Genomic DNA, 24,060 nt, shown 5'->3' on the forward strand with positions numbered 1-24,060 from the left:
ATTGAAGGCTTTTCAGATTCTTTTTTTAGGAATTTGAATATTCAATGTTGACAGATATGTGTTAAAAACCTATGATTGATGAAAAATTGCGAGACCCGCAATTTCGAAGGAGAAACCTAAATGGCACAATTAGCTAAATTCGATGTTCCTGAAGAACTCACAAACAAAGCACTTGAAGCTCTGGAACTTGCCAGAGATACCGGAAAGATCAAAAAGGGCACAAACGAAGCCACAAAAGCAATCGAAAGAGGCAACGCAAAGCTTGTCCTGATTGCCGAAGACATTGAGCCCACAGAGATCGTCGCTCACATCGGCCCTCTTTCCGAAGAGAAGAAAGCTCCCTACATCTTCATCAAGAACCAGAAAGAACTTGGTGCAGCAAGCGGACTTGGAGTCTCCTGTGCAACCGTAGCAATTGTGGATGCAGGCAAAGCAGCTGAAATGGTCCAGGACATCGCTCAGAAACTTGAAGCTCTTAAATAATCCTGATAACATGGGGTGCTGATTATGGCTGAAGAAAGCACAACCGGCGGCTTTGCTGCCGAAGTTATTGACGTTATCGGGAACACAGGTATGCATGGTGAAGCTAGCCAGATCCAGTGCAGGGTTCTGGAAGGCAGAGACAAGGGTCGTGTAATCACAAGGAACTGCGTTGGCCCTGTCCGTATCGGTGACATTCTGATGCTTCTGGAAACGTCAAGAGAAGCAAAGAAACTGACTACCAGGTAAAAAGATAAGCGGTGAAAATAAATGGAACAGAGGAAATGCTATTTTTGCGGACAGATGCTGGAGCCTGGTACCGGTAAACTCTACATCAAAAAAGATGGCTCCACCTATTTCATGTGCTCTTCCAAGTGCATGAGCAACTTCGCCCTTGGCAGGCTTCCGCGCCGCACCGAGTGGACTGAGAAAGGCAAAATCCAGTTGAAAAAAGCATAACTGCCGGAATTAGTTCAAATATAGCAAGGTGTGCATATGGAACAGACATACGTTATGGTGAAACCTGACGGAGTCCAGCGCGGACTTGTCGGAGAAGTCATCTCCAGAATCGAAAAGAGAGGGTTAAAGATTGTAGCCCTCAGAATGAATGTTATTGCCGAAGCCACTGCAAAAGAACACTACGGTGAGCACGCAGCAAGGCCCTTTTTCCCCTCCCTTATCGAGTTCATTACCTCCGGTCCCTCCGTATCAATGGTAGTTGCCGGAAAGGATGCGATTAAGGTTATGAGAGCAATAAACGGAGCTACAAACCCTGTGGACGCCGCTCCCGGAACCATTCGCGGAGACTTTGCTCTGGATGTGGGAAGGAATGTGGTTCACGCCTCCGACTCTCCCGAAGCTGCAGCAAGGGAAATTGCAATTCACTTTAAGGACTCAGAAATCGGGAAGTATTCCAGAGTCGATGAGGTCTGTCTGTACGAGTAATACAGGTACGCCAGAGCCTTTTTTCGTGCCATGGCACGAATCCGTTTATCCGGCACCTGTAAAATGGGTCCTTCCGGGGAAACCCGGACCCTTCTGGACCTGCAGTAAATAAGACGCGGGAATGAGAGAGGTTTTGTATATGACCGACAAGAAAAATCTCAGGACTCCTATAGTCTGCGTGATGGGGCACGTCGACCACGGGAAGACCACTCTGCTTGACAAGATAAGGGGTACTGCAATTGTCAGTGGGGAAGCCGGGGCTATCACCCAGCATATAGGAGCAACCGAAGTCCCTATAGATGTGATTGTCAACAAGCTCGGAGACCCAAGGTTAAGGGACCGTTTCATGGTTCCGGGACTGCTTTTTATCGATACACCGGGACACCACGCTTTTACAACCCTCAGGAGCAGGGGAGGCGCCCTTGCCGATCTTGCGATTGTTGTTGTTGACATAAATGAAGGCTTTAAACCCCAGACTTACGAAAGCCTGCAGATCTTAAAGCGGTTCAAGACTCCTTTTGTTGTCGTTGCTAACAAGATCGACAGGATTGGGGGCTGGGCTTCACACAAGGACATGCCTTTTGCAGCGACTTTCAAACAGCAGTCTCCGGATGTCCAGGGACGGCTCGAAACCAAGCTCTACGAGGTAATAGGCGAACTCTACAACCAGGGCTTTGCAGCCGAACGTTATGACCGGGTCACAAACTTCCAGAAAACTCTGGGTGTGGTCCCTGCAAGTGCTGTTACGGGAGAAGGTATTCCTGATGTCCTGATGGTGCTTTTAGGCCTTGCTCAGAAGTTCCTTGAGGCAAACCTGCAGTACAGTGCAAAAAACCCGGGTATCGGGACAGTCCTCGAGGTAAAGGAAGAAAAAGGGCTTGGAGCAACCCTTGACGTTATTCTCTACGATGGTACATTAAAGAAAGGAGATACTGTTGTTATCGGAAGCCTGGGAGAGCCGATCCGGACAAAGGTCAGGGCTCTTTTAAAACCGAGGGAACTTTCTGAAATCCGCTACGAGAGCAAGTTTAAGCAGGTGAGTAAAGTTACTGCCGCAGCCGGAGTAAAGATCTCCGCTCCCGGCCTTGAAGGTGCTCTTGCAGGTTCTCCCATAAGGGTTTCAACGGAAGAAAACCTTGAGGAGATTGTAGCCCAGGTAAAGTCCGAGATTGATGAGGTCAGGATTGATACGGGGTCAGTCGGAGTTATGATTAAAGCAGATACTCTCGGTTCCCTTGAAGCCCTTGTCCACGAGTTCCAGAAAGATGAAGTCCCTATCAGGAAAGCTGAGGTGGGAGACATTTCCCACAGGGATGCGGTTGAGGCTTCGACAGTTGAAGATCCCCTCTATTCGGTGCTTATAGGTTTCAATGTTAAGGTTCACCCTGATGCCAGGGATTTCCTGCAGGAAAGCACGGTAAAGGTGTTCACAAGTGACGTGATCTACCGCCTGGTCGAAGATTACCAGAAATACGTAAAGGAACAGCAGGAACTGGCTGAGAAGAAGATTTTCGAAACGATAATTCGCCCCGGAAAGTTCAAGATCCTTCCCGGATGCGTTTTCCGGCAGAGCAAACCCGCAGTCGTCGGGGTAAGAGTACTCGGCGGAGTCGTGCGGACAAATGCGGATGTCATGCTTGAAAACGGAAACGTTGTGGGCAAGATCAAAGGTCTGCAGTCCGAAGGAGAAAATATTTCTTCTGCAAAGGTAGGCAAAGAAGTTGCAATGGCAATTGAAGGTGCAACCGTAGGCAGGCAGATTAAAGAAGAAGACGTGCTCTATGTTAACGTGCCTGAAAGGCATGCCAAGGTTCTTGAGCACGAAATCTACGACTCCCTTTCAACCGATGAAAAGGAAACTCTCGATATTTTCCTGACCCTAAAACGGAAAGGTAATCCTTTCTGGGCAAAGTAATGCCTGAGATGCAGGGCAGCAGATCAGGGATTCGGCAGGGTTTCGAGAGATAATTATTCGGAAAAAAGTCTCAGGTAAATTCGGATAACTTTCGGATAAAAAAGGCAGATAAGGCAAAGGAAATATTACATATAAATCTGATTGGAGGATTTCACATGGCAAATTTCAAAGTTGTAGTTTCTGACCCAAAAGAAGGGCGTTCTTACCAGATCGACATCAAGGACGCAGAAGCAAATGCATTGATCGGAAAATCAATCGGAGACGTTGTTGATGGTGCCATTTTCGGGCTCACCGGCTACAAAGTCCAGATAACTGGCGGCTGTGACAGCAGCGGTTTCGTTATGAAGCCGGACCTCATGGGCCCCAGGAGACAGAGGATCCTGACCGCAACAGGCGTAGGATATACTCCAAAACTCCCCGGCCAGCGCAGGAGAAAGATGATGCGCGGCAAGGAAATTGCTCCTGACATCGTTCAGGTCAACGCCAAGATCGTTGAATACGGAAGCAAATCCATAAAAGCCCTTCTCGGCCTTGAAACCGCAGAAGAAGCTCCGACAGCAGAGTAAATTCAAGTTCCGCCCTCGGGCGGGATTTCAAATACTCATTTTACTCTTTTATTTAACACCTCTTTCATCTTCATACGTTAATCCCCCGTGCTTTCTACAGAAGTTAAAATACGTACAAGGTTCATTTGGTACTCTAACCATCTTGCTACTTTTGAAAAACCGATTGTTTTCCTTGAAACCCTGTTGTTGTCTTGCCTGAAAGTTAGGTTCTGTCTTTCAAGTAAACTTGTTGATATCTGTCTTTGTTCAATGTCATTCCCAAAGATAACCTTCTTCTCAATCTTCATAATTTTCCATTCGTAGAACTATTTTTTTTGACTATAACCCCATAGTTCGTCCATTTCTATCTTTGTTACATCAAGGTTCTTCATCAAATTATCATTTACTTTATCGCATTGTTCAGCTGCAAGAGCTAACCAACGAGTGACAGTAGCAGATTGTATCTCTAAAACTTCGGCAATAGCTTCGATACTCATTCCTTCCATAGCTATTTTTAGAGCTAAAAGGATTGTTTTTTCATTCTTGCGAAGATTGGAAAAATAAGAACCGGTATGGTCATTAAAAACTCTGCCGCAATGCTTACATTTGTATTTCCGAGTTTTCACGCCTCTGCTTTCATATGTTCCATTACCAATAACATTATCTTGACCTTTAAGCCCATAGAGATCACACTGTTCATTTGGACAAGTAATCTTAGTGAACTGTGGTTTTGAACCTCGTTTTCCCATGGAATTATGTATATCTCTAATATTATATAATGTCAACAAAATACAAATGGGCCACCAATTTTTGTATTAAATGCTGAATCAAAGACTGGAAAACCTTCACTATCAAAAAGAACACCGGTATTTGGATGTTTTGTTCCTGCAAGATGTCCGTTTTAAATAAGAGTTCCATCCTTGAGATACTTTTTTCCATCTGCCGTCTTATCCAGCAGCTTGAACAAATCTCCAACGTTATCCGCATGAGTAACCGTTTCCTCCACCGCTGTAACTGCAAGCCTTCCACCTGTAACACCCGGCGCCAGAGCGCATACAACATCAGTAGCGAGACCTATGTATGTCCACTTATCAGCGTTCCCGGTACGGATATCATTAATATCCATTGCAAGGAAAGCTAAATCAATGGCAGTCTCAACATAATGTCCGCTCGGATCAGTATACTTCACCGGATTATTCAGCGCATAAGAATACCTGTTCAAAGCCTGCGGATTATATGGGTCGGGAAGTATCGTATCCGGCTGAAAATAAGAGATAATCAAAAAAGAAGAAGTAGTATTTCTAAGCTAAAATGCAATATGATTTGCCAAGGTCAAATGTAGAGTGTACGATTTGAAAAATTAAGAATCATCAGGGAAAATAAAATACTCCCTGATTTGCTCTTAAATTTTTTATATATTACAGATAATTATTCTCTCAATTGATATTGCCTTCATTAATTAACTTGTAATATCTCTCTAATATTTTGATGGTATAAGATATGATTAAAAAATTTATTTCCATATGTGGATAGTCTTCAAGGTTTATTTTTGCGCTTAAGTCGTTGAGATTTTTTAGCCTCACTGAAACTAAAAAATCAATTTCCTCCCTTTTCACTTTTCTTGAAGACTCTACATCACTATACCTTGTAAGAATTCCATATACATCAGCTGATGCTAGGTCCAACTCAGCCCAAAGATCAATCTCAAGATCGTTTTCTGGAATGTCTCCTAGATGTACAAATCGAATTATATTTTTCATTTGATCCAACACATCTATTATTTCCTCTAACTTTTCCATACCCTCACCTCTTAGGATTTTTCGGATGATATGAGACTATTTTACCATCTTTTGTAAAGATACCCATTTCATTGTTACTCTTAGGTCCAACTACTATTTTTATACCTGTAGTCCCATCACTTAACCCAGTCTTTGTTATTTTTGTATTTCCTGGCAAATTATTTTTCTCATATTGTTTAAATAAATTTTCTGCATTAGTCGTATATTCTTCTATACTCATATCGATATTTCTACTCAATACATGTTTGTCATAATGATAATATAAACTATCTTCAACTGTTTTAGAGCTCTGTGCTGACCACTTGTTCAGCATTCGTTTATCAATTTTGTTCACAATTTTTCCAGAATCAATTACATTATCCACTTTCTTCTCTGCATCCGCCGTCTTATCCAGCAGCTTGAACAAGTCCCCAACATTATCCGCGTGAGTAACCGTTTCCTCCAGAGCCTGAACCCCAAGCCTTCCACCTGTAGCAACAGGCAGAGCAGCACATACAACATCAGTAGCGAGACCTATGTATGTCCATTTATCAGCATTCCCGGTACGAATATCATTGATGTCCATTGCAAGGAATGCTACATCAATGGCAGTCTCAACATAGTGCCCGCTTGGATCAGTATACTTTACCGGATTATTCAGCACATAAGAATACCTGTTCAACGCCTGCGGATTATACGGATCAGGAAGCATCGTATCCGGCTGAACGAAAACCCTGTACTCAGGCGAATAATATCTTGCACCGTAGTACATCAGCCCTGTATCAGCATCATTTTCCTGACCTGTAAACCCGTATTTCTCCAGCTCGCCTGACCTTACCTGTCCGTATGGGAAGTAATCGGTGCGTTCGACCTCAAGCCCATTCTCGTCAACCATCAGGGAAGTGCTGCCTATGTGATCGGAGAGGTACCACTCCATACTTTCGGATGTTTCTTTGGCTACGCGTTCATCATCGCGGAAGAAGTAGCTGGTAGAGATGCCGTTATCGATTTCGTAGAACTTGTTGATGTAATAGGTGAATTCTCCATCGGAATTCTGTTTCTTGATTCTCTGGCCGCTTGCATCGTACCAGTACTTTTCCACAAGGGAATTATTGCCAGAGTAACGGACCTCGCTTAACTGGTTGGCATCGTTGTAGACGTAGATAAAATCCTCATCGTCGACCAGGTTTCCGTTTGCATCATAGTCGAGGGTGTTTCCGTTGTAGGTAACAGGTGCGTGGGACGGGGTCGCAGAGTAGCCATAAGAGGAGAGTATTGTTCTGTCTCGGCTGAATAGATACCAAAAATAAATACTTCAGACATTTTGAGGGAATCTTATCTCTTTTCCATATTTTTCCCTGCCAGTTAGACCATCAATATTCCAATCGCTCTTGATGACAGTAAATGAATTGTTGTCCGAGTCTGGAATGATGACTATTGAATAGACATCTTCTTTCAATTTTTTTAGGCTTGATAAAGAATACTTAAATTCCGCTTCCTGATCACAAAATGTGTAGTCATACTTTGAATACTTATATATGCTCATCATTGTGTCAATTAACTCTTCCGTCATGTATCCTATTTCTTCCTTTGAGTGAGTTTCCAACAGATCTTCTTCTTTTATATCCAACAGAAAGCCAAAAAACTCAAATTGTTTTTCGAGCCTCATTATAAGATCAACGCCTCCACTTTTTAGTATGTCAGCATGAACTGCAACTTCTCCATAAAATCCTCTTGAAAAACTTTTATAGCAATCACGTGGGAAAAAAGGAGATGGAGAGTTTACTTCTTTCCAGTGTTCTCCCTCCAAATCTTCACTATATTTGATATTTTTGATGATCCCATCAAAATCCAAAAAATATTCAATTAATTTTTTTAATTCCTTCTCTATTTTATTATTAGTAATATCATCATACACAAGATTTGCAAATCTTTGTACTATTCCATAAGTAAGACCAATTGAGATGTAACTACCCATAGAAATCACTCTATTTTAAGTCCATTAGTTGTATGATACTTAATCTGTTCCCGACTGAATTTCCAGCCTCCAATATAGTTCCCAGAAAGATCTGTATATACTCCCACTCCTGTCTCCTTATTCAAATAAACATAAACATCTTGATTTTGTCTATAAGTCGATTTATAAACTTCAGGTGCAGTTATTATATGATTCTGAATAGCTTTTTCATATAGATCTCCATTAGCTTTATTCCAATTACCTTTTATTCCGAAATCACTTGCATGTTTCCATTCATGTTGTAATTTCGAACTTGTGATTTTTGTATTAGGTAAGTCCGTTCTTTTGATAACGTTGTAAATTTGGTTACTATTTTTAGCAACTTTTCCAGAATCTATCACATCGTCAACTTTCTTCTCTGCATCCACTGTCTTATCCAGTAGCTTAAACAAATCCTCAACGTTATCCACATGAGTAACCGTTTCCTCTAGAGCCTGAACTCCAAGCCTTCCGCCTGTAACACCCGGCGCCAGAGCACATACAACATCAGTAGCAAGACCTATGTATGTCCATTTATCAGCATTCCCGGTACGAATATCGTTAATGTCCATTGCAAGGAACGCTACATCAATGGCAGTCTCAACATAGTGCCCGCTCGGATCAGTATACTTCACCGGATTATTCAGCACATAAGAATACCTGTTCAGAGCCTGCGGATTATACGGATCAGGAAGCATCGTATCCGGCTGAAAAAAGAAGATGAAATTGACTGAATTATTGTTATTCAATCAATATCAGTATATTTCCTTAAACTCAATATGTTAATAGTATTTTGTCTATTCTTTTCCATTACTCTCTCAATCTCTTCAGGATCATGAACAGCACCTCAAATTTCTTCTAGTTCTTCCATGATTGCTCTTGAAATTTCATTGCTCCTATCTTCTGGTCCAAACAAAGAGTATTATTCTTTGAAATAGTTCTCAGCTTTAGAATAATCTCCTGCTCCAAGAGCAAAGTATCCTTTATAATGCGCCTTCCCTTTGCAAAGAGCACGATAAAGAGGTGGCACAACATCAGGATTATCTTCTTCAAGCATTTGCAAAACACTGCTGAAAGTAGAATACTTCTTTAAATAAGGGATGGAGTATTTAAGAATCACATCCCTTATTCCCAGCATAGATTGCTCTGTTGTTTCTTTATCTCCTTTAGGGAATTTCCAACTTAAAAGGCTCCACCCACAGGGAGCTTTATCGTGCATTCCCCCTGCAATTTCAGATGCAATGTCCTCCCTTATGTGAGGTTTAAAAAGTGGAAGATATCCCATATCTAAAATTCGATAGCCACCTTATTTTCCACTTGGAAAACCAATATACTGGAGCAGTTTATTATCCTCCGTCAATCGAATAAAATCAGTGGTTTTGTATGGAACAAAACCTTCTTCCTCCATTATATCTCCGACGTACTTTTTTGCAAACTTGTTAAATGCTTGTGCCACAGTTCTCACCCATTCATTTTACTCGAATAGTTTCTCCATTTTTGATCGTAGAAAACATGCACTTATTGCTGAGAAAGAAATAACTGATGGCTATGATTGTCGGTTTCATAAAATTTATTGATTTAATATAGCACATTATAACCATTCAGATTCTGCAGGTGTAATTTTTATCCGTGATTATATAAGGATCAGAGTACCTGACTTTACATTATTTTCCACTTTATTTTGAAGCTTCGAAAACAATGGAATATATATACTCTTCATCAGTATTTTTTTTTGCATATTTTTCTATGTAGGAAACAGCTTGTTCTTTACTTTCATCAATTGTTGCTTTTTCTCTAATATTTTCGCTTTCAAAATACCAACTATCACCCGTGCTTTCAATAACTTCATTGTTTAATGAAAAAACATCACCTCCCAAAATAATGAAACCATTGTTTGCCAGAAACTCAACGGTGGCGATTGATTCATCTGATTTCCATGCATAGTTGTAAATCCCAATTTCTTTTAAATCTACAGCTTTTTCTAGAAGAATTTCTGGGAAATAAGATGGAAATCCGTATTTTCTGTTCATTTTTTTACTCCTGTTAGTTTTTATAAGGCTTAAAAAGCCTGTGATTACACGTTGTTCCATCAGGTTCTATAATATACTCGAACACACCATTTTTTCCATCATAAGTTCCTTCAATACTCACTTTAGTTCTTAATACCCCATCTCCGCCTTTTAATCTTCCTACCTTCCCATAATTTCCATATTTGTCTACCTCAGTTGGGAAATTATGATAATCTCCTTTTTCCATCTGTTTCATAACCTTCTTAGTATATTCCAGGTTTTCTAAAGGATTTTTCTCCAGCCCTTCCATTGGCTTTATGGAAACATCATCTGATAGTTTGATGAAATTATTGGCAACTTTAAATCCCTTCTCTGCTTTCTTCTCACCATTAACAACAGTATCTACAGAATCCGCTGTCTTATCCAGCAGCTTGAACAAGTCCCCAACGTTGTCCGCATGAGTAACTGTTTCCTCCAGAGCCTGAACCCCAAGCCTTCCGCCTGTAACACCCGGCAGAGCAGCACATACAACATCAGTAGCGAGACCTATGTATGTCCATTTATCAGCATTCCCGGTGCGGATATCGTTAATGTCCATTGCAAGGAAAGCTAAATCAATGGCGGTCTCAACATAATGTCCGCTTGGATCAGTATACTTCACCGGATTATTCAGCGCATAAGAATACCTGTTCAACGCCTGCGGATTATAAGGATCGGGAAGCATTGTATCCGGCTGAACGAAAACCCTGTACCCAGGCGAATAATACCTCGCACCGTAGTACATCAGCCCTGTATCAGCATCATTTTCCTGCCCTGTAAACCCGTATTTCTCCAGCCCGCCTGACCTTACCTGTCCGTATGGGAAGTAATCGGTGCGTTCTACCTCAAGCCCGGTTTCATCAACCATCAGGGAAGTGCTACCTATATGGTCGGAGAGGTACCACTCCATGCTTTCGGATGTTTCTTTGGCTACGCGTTCGTCATCGCGGAAGAAATAGCTGGTGGCAATGCCATTATCGATTTCGTAGAACTTGTTGATGTAATAGGTGAATTCTCCATCGGAATTCTGTTTCTTGATTCTCTGGCCGTTTGCATCGTACCAGTACTTTTCCACGAGGGAATTGTTAGCGGAGTAACGGACCTCACTTAACTGGTTGGCATCGTTGTAGACGTAGATGAAATCCTCATCGTCTACCAGGTTTCCGTTTGCGTCGTAAACGAGATTGTTTGCAACATAAGTAGCAGGAGCATGGAACGGTGTCTGAGCGTATTCATAAGGAGCCATCCCATGACTGGGCATCTCATTATAGGAGGTCCCGACAAGACCTGGGATTTCATCACCGGAGGAAGTTCCGACAAACTCGATACGTCCATACCGGTCATAGACGAAGTCTCTCTGGTAGATCCGCGTGCCATTGGATGACATATATGCGCTGACAAGCCTGTCAAGGTCGTCGTATCCGTAGGTTTTTACGGTATTTTGGGTGTTGTCCGCGATCTCGAGGACATTGCCTACGTTGTCGAAATCGTAGTTGAGGTCCTGGAGGCCTGCGGAATAGATTCTGTCCAGCAGCAGTTTTTGACTGTCGTAGGTGTAGGTTGTGATTACGCCGTTGGAATATTCCTTTCTTGTGATCTGGTTCCTTGCGTTGTAGTCAAGGTCGTCAATCACGCCGTCAACGCTTTCAAGAAGGGTCTGCGCATTGTATGTCAGGCTGACGGCTTCGCTGTTCGGGTAGGTGATTCCTGTGACCCTGTCCATGCTGTCATAATCATAGGACGTGGTGTAGGGTGTACCGTCAATGGTTAAGGTTTCGCTTTCTACCCTGTAGCGCAGGTCGTAGTCGTAACTTGATGATGCGGGTCCTTTTGTTACCCGGGAAAGCGTACCGTTAAATTCAAGGTCGTAGGTGAAACTGATGTCCTCATCGTTAGGGTAATCTATTGCAGTAACCCTGTCCAGGTCATCATAACTGAGGATTGTCGAAACTCCCCGTGAATCGGTCTGGTTTATCAGGTTTCCGTTCAGGTCGTATTCATAGGTCCAGCTGCCCATGTCAGAGTCGTCCATTGCCACTTTCCTGCCGAGGGAATCGTAGGTGAAATAAACACTGGGCGGAGCCTGAGGGTCATTGAAGCCCGGCGTAATCTCGATGAGATTATTCAGGGCATCGTAACTGTAGGATGTAACGTAAGTTTCGCCTTCGTTAAACTCATATACCTTGACAATATTTCCGAAAACATCACTTGTTAGTGTTTTGTCAACGCCGTTCTGGTTGGTAATCGTGGTGTCGTCAAGGTTGTAATCGTATGTCAGGGTAGTGCCGTCAGTATTGGTGATAACCGTTGGCCGTCCGGTTGCATCGTACTCGTAGGTTACGGATAAGCCGGTTTGGTCCGAATAATGCGGGACTTCGGCACTTTCTACAAGGCCCAGTTCGTTATATGCGGTGTTCTGGATAATCCAGCCATCTTCCCCTTCATACTTTTTCTGGATCAGTTGACCGAAGCCGTCGTATGAGTCGGTGGAGTCGAACGTGGAATAAGTATTCTCTCCACTACTATCCTTTGTTCTGGTTGAAATCATTTCGGGCGCTGCACCATCCAGATAATATATGTATTCTGTAGACGGCGAACTCAAGCTATCGTAAGGTTTTATCACCTTTGTTATCCTGTGCAGGTTGTCATAGGTATATTCGGTAGAGACACTATTGCTGTCTGTTATTTTTGTGATCCTGCCAAGGTCGTTGAATTCGTAACACTCTTTTTGACCCAGGACGTTTTCAATGGAAACGGGGTATAAATGGTTTGCATCATACTCTATGTCCTTTGAAACCCCTTCCGGGTTCGTAATCCGTATTATGTTTCCATATGCATCATAATCGTACAGAACATTGGGATTATCTCCCATATTGTTCCATGATACTGTTTTAGTGAGCTGCCCTTTGCTGATGGCACTGTTGTCATTTGTTTCGTCATAATAGTACCATGATTCGCTCTTCTTTACATGATCGGAGTCTTCCACCCATTCATGAGTTTTTTTCCCGAGGATCCACGGATTTACTGCATTGGCATATCCAAAATGGTAATATTTTCCATCTCCGGTAGTATCCACGTCCCCGTAATCTGTTATGGAAAGCGGGTTCCCGTAATCGTCATACTCGTTATATTCAATGAAAGAGGACCAGCCGGCTGAACTGGACGGGTTCTGTACAAGCCCGTCAAACTGTGTTTTGGACTCCGAGTCCAGCAAAATCAGGTTGACATCAGGGTATATTTCCTGAGCAGTATATTCCATGTTCAGGGAACTGTAAAGGTTTCCGTTTTTGTCCCGGACTTCAGTATGATGTTCGATGCCCTTGAGGACGTTGTCCTGGTGGAAAAAGTGCTTTACTATCGAATATTCGTTTTCAACGGTGACCTCGCCAAATCCTCTGAATTCGATTTCTTCCGGTGGGTCGAAGTACTGCATTCCGTTTTTATAAGTGTAATCGGTTGTTGAAACGACGCTTCCCGTGCCTGTAATTCCATTATCCCTTGTCACACTGCTTGTGACCCACATACTCATGGCCAAATCCGAAACGCTGTCTTCCCCGGTGTTATCGAAGAGCGTAGAAGGTTCATATTTTATGGCCGTGCTTCCACCGGTTGGGTGCTGTATTTTTTTGAGCAGACCTGGAGTTTTGTAATTTTCCGTGCTCTCAGTGTTAGTGTTTATCCAGGTATAGTAATCACCATAACCTGCTTTGACAATATCTGTCAGCCCGTCCCCGTTCAAATCTGCAAAGCGCACTCCCTGGCCTTTGCCGTAGCTTGCGAACAATACAGGAGAATTCCATGAGTTATCCCTTTCCCAGCCATTGCCAGTGTTTATCCAGGCATCGTAAGTGTACCCGACATCATTATAATAACTCTGAAGAATGTCAGCCAAACCGTCTCCGTTGACATCCACTAAACCTACACCCCGATCGGATCTGAGAGATACTGGAGACGCCCAGGAATTATCCTGTTCCCATCCACTTCCGGTGTTTAACCATGCAGAATCTAGTTTAGCGATATCGACAAGTCCGTCTCCATTAAGGTCAGCGAGTTGTACTCCTTTATCAAGACTCTCGTATGTGAAGTAAGTAGGCGGGTTCCATGAATTATCCTGTATCCAGCCTGCACCGGTATTGAGATAAGCATCATAGTACAATCTACTACCACTTTTGTAACCCTTAATTATGTCAACTAGTCCGTCTCCGTTGACATCTAAAACTCTTACACCATAATCTTTTAACCAGCCAAAACGCAGTGGAGGTATCCACGAGTTATTTTGTTCCCATCCGACGCCGGTATTCAACCAGGCAGAAGAAATGTCAGTCCCATGCTGGATAATATCAACCAATCCGTCTCCATTGACATCCGCAAGGCGTGCACCCGTATCGTGCGTATAATCTCTGAAATATGTTGGCGGTTCCCAGGAACTATTCAGTTCCCAACCGTCTCCGGTGTTTATCCAGGTTGAACACCTGATTCGACTAAGATCATCTTTATAACCTTGAACGAGGTCTTCCAATCCGTCGCCATTGACATCTACAAATCGTATCCCCTTGTCTCTTCCTGACAAACAGGCAGGTGATATCCAGGAATCACTTTCTTGCCATCCTCCGGTAAGGGAGTCATATTCAAAAACAGTAGGTTGGAATTCTTCATTGTTTAATCCTGTTTTTGTAATGGATTTCAGGTGTAATTTTAACTGTTGGGTTTCGTAATCAAGATCATATTTCCAGAGAACGGTTTCATCGTTACGGACAGTAATACTGGAGATCAAGTTTTTTTCGATGATTTTGTTGCTATATTCGTAAATAGTGAAAACACGTGGTTTTTCCGTGAACTCAAAATCAATAACTGCATGATTGTCGTTGTAGGTTATGCTGTCAAGATATGTGCTTCCTACTTCTCCACTTACCGGATTTTCAAGATACGTATATTTAATCTGGTTGCCATTAACATCCTCTACAAGATCGAGCCACCATTTACTGACATAATTTCTTGAGGCAACGGAGTTTCTTTGTTCGGAATCAGTGTTATAACCAAAACGATATTTTGTCCCGTCCGGTATGTTGAGGATCCAGTAGTCTCCAAAAGAATTGCTGCTGGTTGTACTTTTTTCAATTTTCATAAAGCTTTCAGTTTCGGTATGATATGAATCATCCTCTTCCACATAAACGAGTTTGTAAGTTGAACCGTCCAAAACGAGAATAAATCTATCGTCATTTGTGTTTTCAGGAGTGTACCTTGTATCCCTGATAATGCAGTTCTCATTCAATGACCAGCCCATTCCAAGTGAACCGTATGTTCCTTTTGAGCCTGTGGCACTGGAATAGGTTAGAGAAACCTCCGGTTCTAATCCGGCTCTTCCTTTTAAAGTTTCAATCGGATAAGAATAGACAAAAGAACCTGTAAACAGGCTTGTGTCAAAGTAATTGTTCTCATTTTCCAGGTTAGGACTAAGATATGCTTTGGCATCCTTTAAAGGCGCCTCATCTCCGGAAGCTTTAGTTGCAGTTGATATAGTATCTGCAGAAACAGTTTCCGTATCCTCGTCCACGCTTTCACTATCAGGATCGGAAATTGTTTCACTAGTTTCTTCCTCAGATTCTATTGTGTTTTCATTATTTTCCTCGTGGGAATCAGAGTCAACTTGTGAACTCTCAGGACTTATGTCCTGGCTTGCCTCTGTGTTTTCAAGACAATATACATTCGGTGTGAGCAATATAATAATCATTAAAATTGAAAACAGTCTTTTGGTATGGATCGGAACACGTCGTATCATGGAGAACATCTCTTATTTTATTTTTTATCTAACTATGTTTTTCGATGTACCCGGGTATGTTTTCAACATACAAATAAAGTAAATCGAAGATATTCATTTTTAAAAATAAAACCCCTCGATAAAAACTACAAACTTATATAAAAAATTAACGCGCATTAAATTAGACTATCAGAAAAAATTAATATCGTTTGAATATCGTTTGATTAGTTGATACTTTGTTTTTAACCTATAAATCTGAAAATTAGTTATTTTTCATGCTTAATATTTAATTACTATAAATTATTTATTTAATTTGTTTAATAAATATTTTTTTACTATGTATATTTTGTTATATTTATGGTATCTAAAACTGAAAATTTTTAGCTTTTTAAGACGAGACTTACTTTCAAAAACGTTGGTTTCTCAAAATATGGGAATGGACGACCACTTGCAAAAATAAATTCTTTAGTTTTTGTTACTGATTTTTACCATAGTATGAGTTTGTACGTTCGTGGCATCGGTTATTTGAAGGGGAGAAGCAGATTTACAGTTCTTAATTTGATCTTTCGACCTTCCCGGTGAATAATTTCCCTTTTCGGGCTTTTGCGGATGTATGAACCAGAAACCAACGCATCAGTCTTGAATAACCCTGGACAGTCAAAAACAAAACAGTAATTTTTTAGATTGAGACTGAATTTTGGGGTTGGTTTTATCTATCTTTAAGAATTCTAAAGGCAATTGTTTTTGAACGAAAATGTTTCAGAACGAAAGTCCAGAATAGATTCAGGATAAATTCAGAAGAAAACCGGACTGATCCGACAATGACAGATATAAATCCAGAAAATGTGAATAATTCAAAAATAACCATCATCTGTTCTGCTCCTGATCTTGCCAGCCAGAACATCAAAACTCATCTTTTGGAACTGAGGGAATGGAAAGATCTCAAACTTCCGCCTGAATCCGGCTTCTCCGCTGCCCGGGAGTCTGCGGACGGGAAGTTCAGGCTTGTAGATATCGAGGAAATCCATGTTTTCCAGGACGGGCTTGATAAAAAACTGGAAGCTGTCGGGCTTCCTGCTAAATTGATTATTTTTGCCTCCAAGCACAGGAGCAAGGAGGAGGTAAAGTCCCTGACCGTGCACTGCACAGGAAATCCCTCGAACGAAGCCAGGCTCGGGGGGCACCCGAGAGAGCTTGCAGTCTCCTCTCCTCCGGCTATGAAATCCATACTGGGGGAGATGAAAAGGCTTGCCGAAGCAAAGGGACTGGACTACGATGTAACTCTGGAAGTAACCCATCATGGGCCAACCGAGCTAACTGTGCCCTCCCTCTATGCCGAAATCGGGAGCACCGAGGGGCAGTGGGAAGAACCGGTTCCAGGGGAAATCGTTGCCCGTGCCATCCTTGCCGTCTCCCTGGAAAAAGTACCGACAGCGGTAGGTTTCGGAGGCGGACACTATGCCATGCGCCAGACCGGGCTTTTACTTGAAACCGCTGTCTCTTTCGGGCATAATTTCCCCAAGTACCAGCTGGAATTCGTGGACGAAGCTCTTATCCGGCAGGCGGTTGAGAAATCAAATGCCGAATTTGCTTACTTTGACCGGAAATCCATGAAAAGTGCGGACCGAAAAAGGATCTCCGAAATTCTGGAGGGACTGGGGCTAAAAGTCTTAAAAGAATCCGAGATCAGGGGAAAGTACGGCAGGGAAAAATAAAGTTCATTGCATGGTATCCCGGTATCAGTGGGTATCCAAATATCAACAAAGGTCGTTCAGTTCTTCGGGACAGAAACATCATGTTTGACATCGATCCTTCTTCTTTATTCCTCCGCTTCCTGTTCGGGGGAAGTGCGGTTTTAGCTTCCACTCTGATCGCCCGGACTTTCGGGGGTAAGCTGGGGGGAATCTTTGCTGCCTTTCCGGCAGTGTACCTTGCAGCAGTCGTGGGTCTGAGCCTGGAATATAAAGGAAACGAACTGCTGTCCGTGACCGAGCAGCTTTCGAAAGGAGCACTGGTGGGAATGGCAGCAGACATCTGCTGTGCATTAGCTGCCAGCTGTTTTACTCTCAGGTATGGGTGGAAAAAGGGCCTTGCTTATGCCCTTTCCTTATGGGCGTTGCTCGCTCCGCTTATTTACTTTACATGGTTCGGGTTTTGAAAAAGTGAAAAATCAGTCAAGGAAAATATCTTCAAAAAAATCAAACGAGGACTAAACCAATGGAAATCAAAACAAGTCCGGAATCGCGAGGTTGCTAATGAAAATCGATATTCGAGATCTGAGTTTGAGGTTCATCTTCGGGGGTCTGGCTGTCGCTGCCTGTTATGTAGTACTCCAGCTCGTGCCTTCGAAGTCCTTTGCAGGGATCTTTGCCGCTTTTCCTGCAGTAATGGCCGCAGCTGTGATTATGGCAGGGCACTTTGGAAACTCCGAGCAGGCAGCTGACATTGCTTTTGGAGCCAGTGCAGGGATGCTGGGCTGTACCATCTGCGTGTTCACTGCCACCTTTTGCATGGAGCACCTTGGGAAGTGGGGGTTGTCTCTTGGAATCGCCCTTGTGGTCTGGTTTTTCAGTTCATACGCAGCAATTATGCTGATGCAAGGTCTGCTGGAAAAAAGAAAAAAGCAAAGAAACAGCAGGGAAAAAGCATTTTAAAAATGCAGCTTCAAAAGAAAAACTCAGATAATTTTCCTCTTTCAGTATCCGTTACAATTCTTTTTTATTTACTATATGCTCTGCTCTATGCTTATTGCTTTAATTTCATCGGCTCCCCACAGCACGTTATGTTGCCTGTACAGCAGGCATCAGTAGTACAACAGGTTTCTCCACACGCTTTTACCACTTTTAGTTCAAAACCACACCCTTCGCAAACAAGAACCTGACCCTCTTTCAATTCACTGCAGTTCATTTCCCGTCACCTCAATTTGTTTGATAGAAAATGTATGTGATTGAGGTTCAAACTGATTTTGAAACAATGGTTCTGAGGATTGATCCGTAAACTGAAACTCTTCAAGGATAGGGTCAAAAGGAGGAGGAAGAAGAAGGAAAGAGAGGAAAGGAGAGAAAGAGGATAGAAAAGGGAGGAGGGGAAAGGGAAAAGAGAAAGTTCCTATCTTCATTTCAGCGTATAAGACTTCATTCAAACCCCCCGGAAACCGCCATTTCTTTCCCCGTGCCGGTCCCCGCGTGGGCTGAATGTTTTTTAAAAGTCCGGTATACCCTGAAAAGCAGAAATGCTGAGAGCATGAAAGAGAGGAGGTCCGAAGTCGGGTAAGCTGCCCAGACCCCGTCCAGGCCGTAATACTTCGGTAAAATAAGCACAAGCGGGATCAGGAAAAGAAGCTGCCGGCTGAGAGAGAGAAGAAAAGACGGTTTTGCCTGTCCGAGAGCCTGGAAAAGGGTTACCGTGACCACGTTCAGGCCTATCAGAGGCATTCCCATCAGCATGATCATTACAGCATGTTTTCCAACAGCCAGGTATTCGGGGTCGGCGCTGAAAAGCACGAGAAGCTGCTCTGTAAAGAGATAGATGGTAAGCAGGCCAAGGAGCCCGAAGGACGTTGTCGCAATAAGAGCAAGTTTTACGGCTTCTACTATCCTTTCGAACTTTTTTGCCCCGTAGTTGAATCCTACAATCGGCTGCAGCCCAAAGGACATGCCCAGGAGAGGCAGGAAGATGAAGGAATTGATCTTTATTACAATCCCAAAAACAGCAATTGCAACATCTCCTCCATGGTTTGCAAGGGCATTGTACACAAAGATCATCATAAGGCTGCTCGAAGCCTGCATAACAAAAGATCCGAGCCCTATAGCTCCTATTTCTTTTATGATTTTCAGGTTCGGTTTGAGGTTTCCGGCTTTAAAGTGCACGGCTCCCTTTCCTTTAAGGCAGTAATGCAGCAGCCAGCCGGAACTCACAGCCTGGGAGATAACGGTTGCAATTGCCGCTCCTTTTACTCCCATTCCGAAGCTGAAGATAAAGAGAGGGTCAAGGAGAATATTGATGCCTGCTCCTATCAGCATGGCGTTCATTGCAAGGCGTGCATTCCCTTCGGCTCTGACGATGTGCTGGACTGCGACTCCGAAGACAAAGAAAAGCCCTCCTGCAATTATGTATTCAAGGTACTCGCTCGCATAGGGCAGGATTCCGGGCGTGGCCCCGAAGATTTCCAGAATCAGATCAAGGTAAAGGAGGAAGGGGACAGCAATGAGTATACTGAGAAGCAAGCTCAGGGAAAAAACATTTCCCAGAGTTCGCTCGGCTTTTTCATTTTCCCTTGCCCCAAGGGCGCGGGAAATAATGGAAGACCCTCCTGTCCCAAGGACAATTCCAAAAGCCATGATAATCATCTGGATTGGAAAAGCTATTGAAAGCCCTCCTATTGCCTGGACACTTTCTGCCCCATATGCCTTCCCCACAAAAAGGGTGTCTACAACATTATAGAGAGCCTGCACTATCATCCCTATGATCACAGGGGTTGAAAGTTTGAACAGGAGCTTCTTTATGCTCTCTTTTCCCAGAAATTCACTTTTTTCTTCCATGCCGGAGTCTTCCGTTTCGTTTTTATTTCGCTGATTCCGGCTTTTCCGGAGGTTCGAACCCGGGTTCGAAGAGGTTAAGTGCTGCCTTCTGGACAAGCTGCCTGAAAGTTTCTTTTTCTTCCGGGGTGAAATCAGAAAGGAGGGAATCTACAAAAAACAGCAGTTTTTCCAGGATAACCCCTCTCATTTCCTTTCCCCTTTCGGTCAGGTAAACTTTGTAAGCCCTGCGGTCGGCTTCGTCGACCTGTCTGTACACGTACCCCTCTTTTTCCAGGTTCCTAATCGCTCTTGTGCTCGTGGCTTTGCTTACCTTCAGGGCCCTTGCAAGGGTTTCCTGGGAGATTCCGTCCCTCCGGTATAAAACCATTAAAAAATCAAATTGTCCGCTCCCGATCCCGTAAGGTTCAAGCTCCCTTCCCATATATGCCAGGTTGCTTCGGTAAATATGTGCGATAGGACCGCAGATTTCTCGTGGATCTTCCATAGTTTCTCCTCTTTTTTCGATGTTGGGAGGATTTTTTGAGATTAAGGTTATTTTAATTTAGTTTCATATGTAACTAATTCGATGACCTCAAGGTTTCATATACATATAAGAGTTGCGATTCAAGCTTTTCGATTCGACATTTTTTAGGGCAAGGATATGAAGTAAAGACAAGGAGAAGGCATGAAGCAGGCAGAAATTTCGGGTTGTGCCTGAAAAAAGTATATAGAACCTGTTGATATACTTTCCATATGTTCGATGAAGACCTTATCCTGAAATGGCTGGATGAAGGCACCATTGATCACGCTCAGGCAGAAAAGATGAAGGAAGATCTTGCGGGGTATAAAAGGGAGCGCAGGTCAAAAAAACAAATCGTTGCTTTTTCGACCATAGGGGCTGTTTTAATCGGCCTTGGTGCCATTCTGTTTGTGGCTTCCAACTGGGAAAAAATCGGGAGCATGGTCAAGGTTTTGCTGCTTGTCGGAACTACGGTGGGTGTACATTATGCGGGTTATCGTTTAAAATACGAGCAGCAGAAATATTTCCGGCTGGGTTCTGCCCTTATTTTCCTCTCAACCCTGCTCTTTGGAGCCAGCTTGTTTTTAATTGCCCAGATCTACAATATAAACGCCAACAACAGCACCCTTGTCCTGATCTGGATTCTCGGAGTTTTTCCCCTTATCTACGGCTACCGGTCCGCTCCAATTGCCGGACTCTGTTCCCTGCTTTTTTATCTCTGGGTCAGCTTGCTGTACCGGGAGAGTCCGGACCTTGATAAATTGATAAGTATCTGGGACCTCTATCTTATCTCAGGCATTTCCATCTATTTCCTGGGGGTTTTGCATGGACTGGCAGAAGAAGTAAAACATGCCGAAACCCCGTTTAAGTTTATGGGGCTACAGGCTGCACTCTTTGCCTTATTCGCACACACCTTCAAGCTTGGGGAATACCAGCCTGACAAAATCATTCCTTTTATTTACGCCATCCCTGGAATTATCTTCCTGGCAGTCCTGCTCCCAAAATCACTTCGGGAAAAGCTTAAAAGTTTTCAGGCAGATCTGAGTATATCCATAGTTGCATTGTTGATGGCCGGGATCACCCTCACAACAATATACATCCCTGCATCGGAAGAAACTTACATGGTCCTTTTCAACATCATCTTCCTTGGATTATTGACCCTGCTCCTGTATGCCGGGTACAGCACCGAAAATATATGGATCATCAATACCTCGATGTTCTGGTTTGTTCTCATTATTTTTGCGAGATATTTCGACTTCTTCTGGGAACTGCTTCCAAGGTCACTATTTTTCATGCTGGGAGGGCTTGTCTTGCTGGTCATAAGTCTGGTGCTGGAAAGAAAGAGAAGGGAGCTTAAGGTCCAGTTTTCGGGAGGAGAATAATGAAAGGAACGATGAAAGGAACGATGAAAGGAACGATGAAAGGAACGATGAAAGGAACAATAAAAAGCAGCTATCTTAGCTTTAAGGGCTTTGAAACTGCAGCTTTTTCAAAAGCGAGGGGGGTCAGGAAATGAAACAGAAGCAGATCTTTTATCTCACGATAGTTTTCTGGCTCCTGATCTTTTCGGGTTTCATCCTCTTCAAAGAATATACCCTGAAGACCGGGAAAGAAATTCTGCTTAAAACCGAACCTGTAGATCCGAGAGACCTTTTCAGGGGGGACTACGTGATCCTGAATTACGAGATCAGCATCCTTGATCTGGAAAAGATCCCGGCTGAAGACCGTCATTTTGAGTATAATGACCGGGTATACCTGGCACTGGCAGTGGAAGACGGGTACGGGGTGCCCAAAAAGATCTACAGCACTCCTCCTGATAATGAACTTTATATCAAAGGCACGGTAAAACAGCTGATCTATGACTGGGAAGAAGACGGAGACGGGCTTATAGCTGAAGAACCCCGCATTAAAGAACTCAGGGTCGAATATGGCATTGAGAGCTATTTTGTCCCCGAAGGCAGGGGTATTGAGATAGAACGTCAACAGTGGGGAGGGGAAGAAGGAGTCGATGTAAAGGTTGTTGTTGACAAATATGGAAATGCCGTGGCTGAGAGCTTATTGATTGACGGCCAGGAACTTGAGATTTAAGCCCTTTTGCTGAGCTCAAGCGGACTAAATTTCAATATTTTTGCCCACACAACCATATTCACTATATCGTGTCGTCCTTTCCCGCTCGACGCAGGAGAGGTCTTTCCCTAAAAGAAGGAAAAGAAAAAAGAAAAAAAGCCAGCCAGCAAGCAAATACAACTTGTGGCACCTGCAAGAGACTGAATATCAAAGTGATCTGGGAAATCGAGAACTCATTGCTTCTTTTATCTTTTCTGTTTTTTTTGTTCGGTCTCCAGACAAGCTGGCAAGGGCACTTTATATTAACATGTGGATTTTTATGAGGTTCGGGTTCAGGAAATATTATTTCTCTAACCATTGGACATTTCTCCATGGTATCTTACTTTCTTAATAGTTGCATGAACCTATCTGTCAGTCTTTTTTGCATGCTAGACGAGACAGCTTCCAGCCCTGCAGGAAGTAAAAGAGGTAATAGAAAACTTCCAGGTTTGGATGGTCCTGCATATCTTCCGATTAATCAGGGCGATTAAGCAGGGGGTTAATTACTTTTTTATCGGATTTTTATATAAATTCGATAAACTTAAATATCATACAACCAAATTGTTGTAAATATCAATTATTGGTAATTACATCAGTTATTGTTCTCAAACAGTAAGTTTTCATCGTATGAAACTAAAGTAAATCCTCAGGCGCTTATAGATCGACGACGTAATCTGGCTATGGTATCCTTTGATCTGCTCTGCAGTTACACATGTGGCGTCTTGGAGGAAGCATGTTAAATGACAACAGAATAAGAGAATTCCGGCTACTGATGCTGGAAAGGACAATGCTGTTCAATAAATTGTTTGAAAGAGATATCTCTCAAAAAATATCCAGAGCCAGATTTGAAGAGCTCGAAAAGCTCGGCAAACAACAGCCAACGGTTATTCTGATAATCGGCATGATTGGGGAAATCATTCCTTCATACCTCGGCCTGTGCATGAACCTAGATAGGAGCAGCCTCTCAAGAATGATAGATTCCATGGAAACAAAAGGAATCGTTAAGAGAAGAATCGACCCCGGAGACCGGAGAAAAGTTCTGGTATCCCTAACTGAAAAAGGAGCAAGGTACCATGAGATTCTCCTCGGAATAATGGAAGAAGTTCATGCTTCTATCATGGATTTTCTTGACGAGCAGGATCTCAGAGAGTATGAAGCCTGCCTGAAAACGGAAGTACGGATCATGAAGAAAATCGATTCCAAACTGGGTGGAGAGGAATGATCCCCGGGGAAAAATGCCTGAAATAAATAGGAGGGATGTTTGAAAGAGGGTCTACAGAACAGAGAACCCGCAGAAATGTAGAAGAAGTGCTTGCAGGAGCAGGGGGTATTAAGAACCCGGGCATCAAAAAAAATTAAGGATACATTGAGGATACATTAAAACAGTACTGCAAACCCGAAAGAGCCGGCGGAAAGTTGATCCCTGCATTCTGTTCCGGCTGAATCTCT

The 24,060-nt window shown here is 43.0% G+C and carries 25 protein-coding genes and 1 pseudogene; 13 read left to right on the plus strand and 13 right to left on the minus strand.

Going from position 1 to position 24,060, the window contains the following annotated elements; translation table 11 throughout:
• Nucleotides 1-120: 120 nt before the first annotated feature.
• The 6 genes from rpl7ae to MSSIT_RS09270 all read left to right on the plus strand — a co-directional run bounded on the left by rpl7ae (nucleotide 121) and on the right by MSSIT_RS09270 (nucleotide 3,906).
• Nucleotides 121-483: a 50S ribosomal protein L7Ae gene (gene rpl7ae, locus MSSIT_RS09245; RefSeq protein WP_048171848.1), complete on the plus strand. Its 363-nt coding sequence runs from the start codon at nucleotides 121-123 to the stop codon at nucleotides 481-483.
• Nucleotides 484-507: 24 nt separating this feature from the next.
• A complete protein-coding gene (locus tag MSSIT_RS09250; RefSeq protein WP_011034384.1) occupies nucleotides 508-729 on the plus strand; it encodes a 30S ribosomal protein S28e in 222 nt (73 codons plus the stop codon).
• A 21-nt stretch (nucleotides 730-750) separates the two neighbouring features.
• Nucleotides 751-939: a 50S ribosomal protein L24e gene (locus MSSIT_RS09255; RefSeq protein WP_011034383.1), complete on the plus strand. Its 189-nt coding sequence runs from the start codon at nucleotides 751-753 to the stop codon at nucleotides 937-939.
• Nucleotides 940-975: 36 nt separating this feature from the next.
• On the plus strand, nucleotides 976-1,425 hold the full coding sequence (gene ndk / locus MSSIT_RS09260; protein WP_048171850.1) for a nucleoside-diphosphate kinase: 450 nt from the start codon (nucleotides 976-978) through the stop codon (nucleotides 1,423-1,425).
• A gap of 139 nt (nucleotides 1,426-1,564) precedes the next feature.
• The gene (gene infB, locus MSSIT_RS09265; RefSeq protein ID WP_048171852.1) at nucleotides 1,565-3,340 is read left to right on the plus strand and encodes a translation initiation factor IF-2; all 1,776 of its coding nucleotides are present in this window, start codon (nucleotides 1,565-1,567) and stop codon (nucleotides 3,338-3,340) included.
• Nucleotides 3,341-3,495: 155 nt separating this feature from the next.
• Nucleotides 3,496-3,906 (plus strand): 30S ribosomal protein S6e, encoded by a 411-nt coding sequence (locus MSSIT_RS09270; protein ID WP_048171854.1) that lies wholly within the window; start codon nucleotides 3,496-3,498, stop codon nucleotides 3,904-3,906.
• Nucleotides 3,907-3,957: 51 nt separating this feature from the next.
• On the opposite strand, the pseudogene MSSIT_RS24700 reads toward MSSIT_RS09270, so the two are convergent.
• The 10 genes and pseudogenes from MSSIT_RS24700 to MSSIT_RS09320 all read right to left on the minus strand — a co-directional run.
• A pseudogene (locus MSSIT_RS24700) lies at nucleotides 3,958-4,634 on the minus strand (IS1-like element ISMac25 family transposase); the annotation flags it as partial.
• Nucleotides 4,635-4,786: 152 nt separating this feature from the next.
• A complete protein-coding gene (locus MSSIT_RS09285) occupies nucleotides 4,787-5,167 on the minus strand; it encodes an RHS repeat-associated core domain-containing protein (protein WP_156158830.1) in 381 nt (126 codons plus the stop codon).
• Nucleotides 5,168-5,321: 154 nt separating this feature from the next.
• Complete coding sequence (locus MSSIT_RS09290; protein WP_048171860.1) at nucleotides 5,322-5,684, minus strand: hypothetical protein; 363 nt, start codon at nucleotides 5,682-5,684, stop codon at nucleotides 5,322-5,324.
• 4 nt (nucleotides 5,685-5,688) lie between these two features.
• The gene (locus MSSIT_RS21210) at nucleotides 5,689-6,765 is read right to left on the minus strand and encodes an RHS repeat-associated core domain-containing protein (protein WP_052721587.1); all 1,077 of its coding nucleotides are present in this window, start codon (nucleotides 6,763-6,765) and stop codon (nucleotides 5,689-5,691) included.
• Nucleotides 6,766-6,978: 213 nt separating this feature from the next.
• Entirely contained in the window at nucleotides 6,979-7,641 is a 663-nt protein-coding gene (locus tag MSSIT_RS09300) for an Imm64 family immunity protein (RefSeq protein ID WP_048171862.1), read from the minus strand.
• A gap of 5 nt (nucleotides 7,642-7,646) precedes the next feature.
• Nucleotides 7,647-8,357, minus strand: a complete 711-nt coding sequence (locus MSSIT_RS09305; protein ID WP_197080350.1) for a colicin D domain-containing protein — start codon at nucleotides 8,355-8,357, stop codon at nucleotides 7,647-7,649.
• Nucleotides 8,358-8,581: 224 nt separating this feature from the next.
• Complete coding sequence (locus MSSIT_RS09310; RefSeq protein WP_048171865.1) at nucleotides 8,582-8,944, minus strand: hypothetical protein; 363 nt, start codon at nucleotides 8,942-8,944, stop codon at nucleotides 8,582-8,584.
• Nucleotides 8,945-8,965: 21 nt separating this feature from the next.
• Nucleotides 8,966-9,115, minus strand: a complete 150-nt coding sequence (locus tag MSSIT_RS23125; protein WP_187151904.1) for a hypothetical protein — start codon at nucleotides 9,113-9,115, stop codon at nucleotides 8,966-8,968.
• A gap of 220 nt (nucleotides 9,116-9,335) precedes the next feature.
• A complete protein-coding gene (gene imm40 / locus MSSIT_RS09315) occupies nucleotides 9,336-9,689 on the minus strand; it encodes an Imm40 family immunity protein (RefSeq protein WP_048171868.1) in 354 nt (117 codons plus the stop codon).
• Nucleotides 9,690-9,702: 13 nt separating this feature from the next.
• On the minus strand, nucleotides 9,703-15,438 hold the full coding sequence (locus tag MSSIT_RS09320) for an RHS repeat-associated core domain-containing protein (RefSeq protein ID WP_197080351.1): 5,736 nt from the start codon (nucleotides 15,436-15,438) through the stop codon (nucleotides 9,703-9,705).
• An 848-nt stretch (nucleotides 15,439-16,286) separates the two neighbouring features.
• Here MSSIT_RS09320 and MSSIT_RS09325 point away from each other — a divergent pair.
• The 3 genes from MSSIT_RS09325 (at nucleotide 16,287) to MSSIT_RS09335 (ending at nucleotide 18,119) form a co-directional block, all read left to right on the plus strand.
• Entirely contained in the window at nucleotides 16,287-17,180 is an 894-nt protein-coding gene (locus tag MSSIT_RS09325) for a D-aminoacyl-tRNA deacylase (RefSeq protein WP_048171873.1), read from the plus strand.
• An 80-nt stretch (nucleotides 17,181-17,260) separates the two neighbouring features.
• The gene (locus MSSIT_RS09330; protein ID WP_048171875.1) at nucleotides 17,261-17,623 is read left to right on the plus strand and encodes a DUF3147 family protein; all 363 of its coding nucleotides are present in this window, start codon (nucleotides 17,261-17,263) and stop codon (nucleotides 17,621-17,623) included.
• Nucleotides 17,624-17,720: 97 nt separating this feature from the next.
• Complete coding sequence (locus MSSIT_RS09335) at nucleotides 17,721-18,119, plus strand: DUF3147 family protein (RefSeq protein ID WP_048171878.1); 399 nt, start codon at nucleotides 17,721-17,723, stop codon at nucleotides 18,117-18,119.
• Between the two features lie 91 nt (nucleotides 18,120-18,210).
• Here MSSIT_RS09335 and MSSIT_RS24080 read toward each other — a convergent pair whose 3' ends face one another.
• The 3 genes from MSSIT_RS24080 to MSSIT_RS09350 all read right to left on the minus strand — a co-directional run bounded on the left by MSSIT_RS24080 (nucleotide 18,211) and on the right by MSSIT_RS09350 (nucleotide 20,490).
• Nucleotides 18,211-18,372: a hypothetical protein gene (locus tag MSSIT_RS24080; protein ID WP_187151907.1), complete on the minus strand. Its 162-nt coding sequence runs from the start codon at nucleotides 18,370-18,372 to the stop codon at nucleotides 18,211-18,213.
• A 227-nt stretch (nucleotides 18,373-18,599) separates the two neighbouring features.
• On the minus strand, nucleotides 18,600-20,006 hold the full coding sequence (locus MSSIT_RS09345; protein ID WP_048171882.1) for an MATE family efflux transporter: 1,407 nt from the start codon (nucleotides 20,004-20,006) through the stop codon (nucleotides 18,600-18,602).
• 22 nt (nucleotides 20,007-20,028) lie between these two features.
• The gene (locus MSSIT_RS09350; protein ID WP_048171883.1) at nucleotides 20,029-20,490 is read right to left on the minus strand and encodes a MarR family winged helix-turn-helix transcriptional regulator; all 462 of its coding nucleotides are present in this window, start codon (nucleotides 20,488-20,490) and stop codon (nucleotides 20,029-20,031) included.
• Between the two features lie 248 nt (nucleotides 20,491-20,738).
• Between MSSIT_RS09350 and MSSIT_RS09355 the strand changes: the two genes are divergently transcribed.
• From MSSIT_RS09355 to MSSIT_RS09370, 4 genes are all read left to right on the plus strand, one after another.
• Nucleotides 20,739-21,887, plus strand: coding sequence for a DUF2157 domain-containing protein (locus MSSIT_RS09355; RefSeq protein WP_048171885.1), 1,149 nt, complete (start codon nucleotides 20,739-20,741; stop codon nucleotides 21,885-21,887).
• Complete coding sequence (locus tag MSSIT_RS25285; RefSeq protein WP_269430820.1) at nucleotides 21,887-22,021, plus strand: hypothetical protein; 135 nt, start codon at nucleotides 21,887-21,889, stop codon at nucleotides 22,019-22,021. The genes MSSIT_RS09355 and MSSIT_RS25285 overlap by 1 nt, the downstream gene beginning before the upstream one ends.
• A complete protein-coding gene (locus MSSIT_RS09360) occupies nucleotides 22,018-22,593 on the plus strand; it encodes a GDYXXLXY domain-containing protein (protein ID WP_048171887.1) in 576 nt (191 codons plus the stop codon). The genes MSSIT_RS25285 and MSSIT_RS09360 overlap by 4 nt, the downstream gene beginning before the upstream one ends.
• 751 nt (nucleotides 22,594-23,344) lie before the next feature.
• Nucleotides 23,345-23,833 carry a MarR family winged helix-turn-helix transcriptional regulator gene (locus MSSIT_RS09370; protein ID WP_048171891.1) on the plus strand — a complete coding sequence of 163 codons (489 nt, stop codon included), beginning with the start codon at nucleotides 23,345-23,347 and terminating at the stop codon, nucleotides 23,831-23,833.
• Nucleotides 23,834-24,060 lie beyond the last annotated feature (227 nt).

Origin of the sequence: Methanosarcina siciliae T4/M (genome assembly GCF_000970085.1) — an archaeon.
In the GTDB taxonomy this organism is placed as follows: Archaea; Halobacteriota; Methanosarcinia; order Methanosarcinales; family Methanosarcinaceae; genus Methanosarcina; species Methanosarcina siciliae.

Coding starts and splice junctions, on each gene's coding strand:
- MSSIT_RS09330 (WP_048171875.1), top strand. CDS start 17,261: ATGTTTGACATCGATCCTTCTTCTTTATTCCTCCGCTTCCTGTTCGGG.
- MSSIT_RS09355 (WP_048171885.1), top strand. CDS start 20,739: ATGTTCGATGAAGACCTTATCCTGAAATGGCTGGATGAAGGCACCATT.
- imm40 (WP_048171868.1), bottom strand. CDS start 9,689: ATGAACAGAAAATACGGATTTCCATCTTATTTCCCAGAAATTCTTCTA.
- MSSIT_RS09290 (WP_048171860.1), bottom strand. CDS start 5,684: ATGGAAAAGTTAGAGGAAATAATAGATGTGTTGGATCAAATGAAAAAT.
- rpl7ae (WP_048171848.1), top strand. CDS start 121: ATGGCACAATTAGCTAAATTCGATGTTCCTGAAGAACTCACAAACAAA.
- MSSIT_RS09305 (WP_197080350.1), bottom strand. CDS start 8,357: ATGCTTCCTGATCCGTATAATCCGCAGGCTCTGAACAGGTATTCTTAT.
- MSSIT_RS09310 (WP_048171865.1), bottom strand. CDS start 8,944: ATGGGATATCTTCCACTTTTTAAACCTCACATAAGGGAGGACATTGCA.
- MSSIT_RS09335 (WP_048171878.1), top strand. CDS start 17,721: ATGAAAATCGATATTCGAGATCTGAGTTTGAGGTTCATCTTCGGGGGT.
- MSSIT_RS24080 (WP_187151907.1), bottom strand. CDS start 18,372: ATGAACTGCAGTGAATTGAAAGAGGGTCAGGTTCTTGTTTGCGAAGGG.
- MSSIT_RS09320 (WP_197080351.1), bottom strand. CDS start 15,438: ATGATTATTATATTGCTCACACCGAATGTATATTGTCTTGAAAACACA.
- MSSIT_RS25285 (WP_269430820.1), top strand. CDS start 21,887: ATGAAAGGAACGATGAAAGGAACGATGAAAGGAACGATGAAAGGAACG.
- MSSIT_RS09270 (WP_048171854.1), top strand. CDS start 3,496: ATGGCAAATTTCAAAGTTGTAGTTTCTGACCCAAAAGAAGGGCGTTCT.
- MSSIT_RS09300 (WP_048171862.1), bottom strand. CDS start 7,641: ATGGGTAGTTACATCTCAATTGGTCTTACTTATGGAATAGTACAAAGA.
- MSSIT_RS09345 (WP_048171882.1), bottom strand. CDS start 20,006: ATGGAAGAAAAAAGTGAATTTCTGGGAAAAGAGAGCATAAAGAAGCTC.
- MSSIT_RS09350 (WP_048171883.1), bottom strand. CDS start 20,490: ATGGAAGATCCACGAGAAATCTGCGGTCCTATCGCACATATTTACCGA.
- MSSIT_RS09370 (WP_048171891.1), top strand. CDS start 23,345: ATGTTAAATGACAACAGAATAAGAGAATTCCGGCTACTGATGCTGGAA.
- infB (WP_048171852.1), top strand. CDS start 1,565: ATGACCGACAAGAAAAATCTCAGGACTCCTATAGTCTGCGTGATGGGG.
- MSSIT_RS09255 (WP_011034383.1), top strand. CDS start 751: ATGGAACAGAGGAAATGCTATTTTTGCGGACAGATGCTGGAGCCTGGT.
- MSSIT_RS09250 (WP_011034384.1), top strand. CDS start 508: ATGGCTGAAGAAAGCACAACCGGCGGCTTTGCTGCCGAAGTTATTGAC.
- ndk (WP_048171850.1), top strand. CDS start 976: ATGGAACAGACATACGTTATGGTGAAACCTGACGGAGTCCAGCGCGGA.
- MSSIT_RS09360 (WP_048171887.1), top strand. CDS start 22,018: ATGAAACAGAAGCAGATCTTTTATCTCACGATAGTTTTCTGGCTCCTG.
- MSSIT_RS09325 (WP_048171873.1), top strand. CDS start 16,287: ATGACAGATATAAATCCAGAAAATGTGAATAATTCAAAAATAACCATC.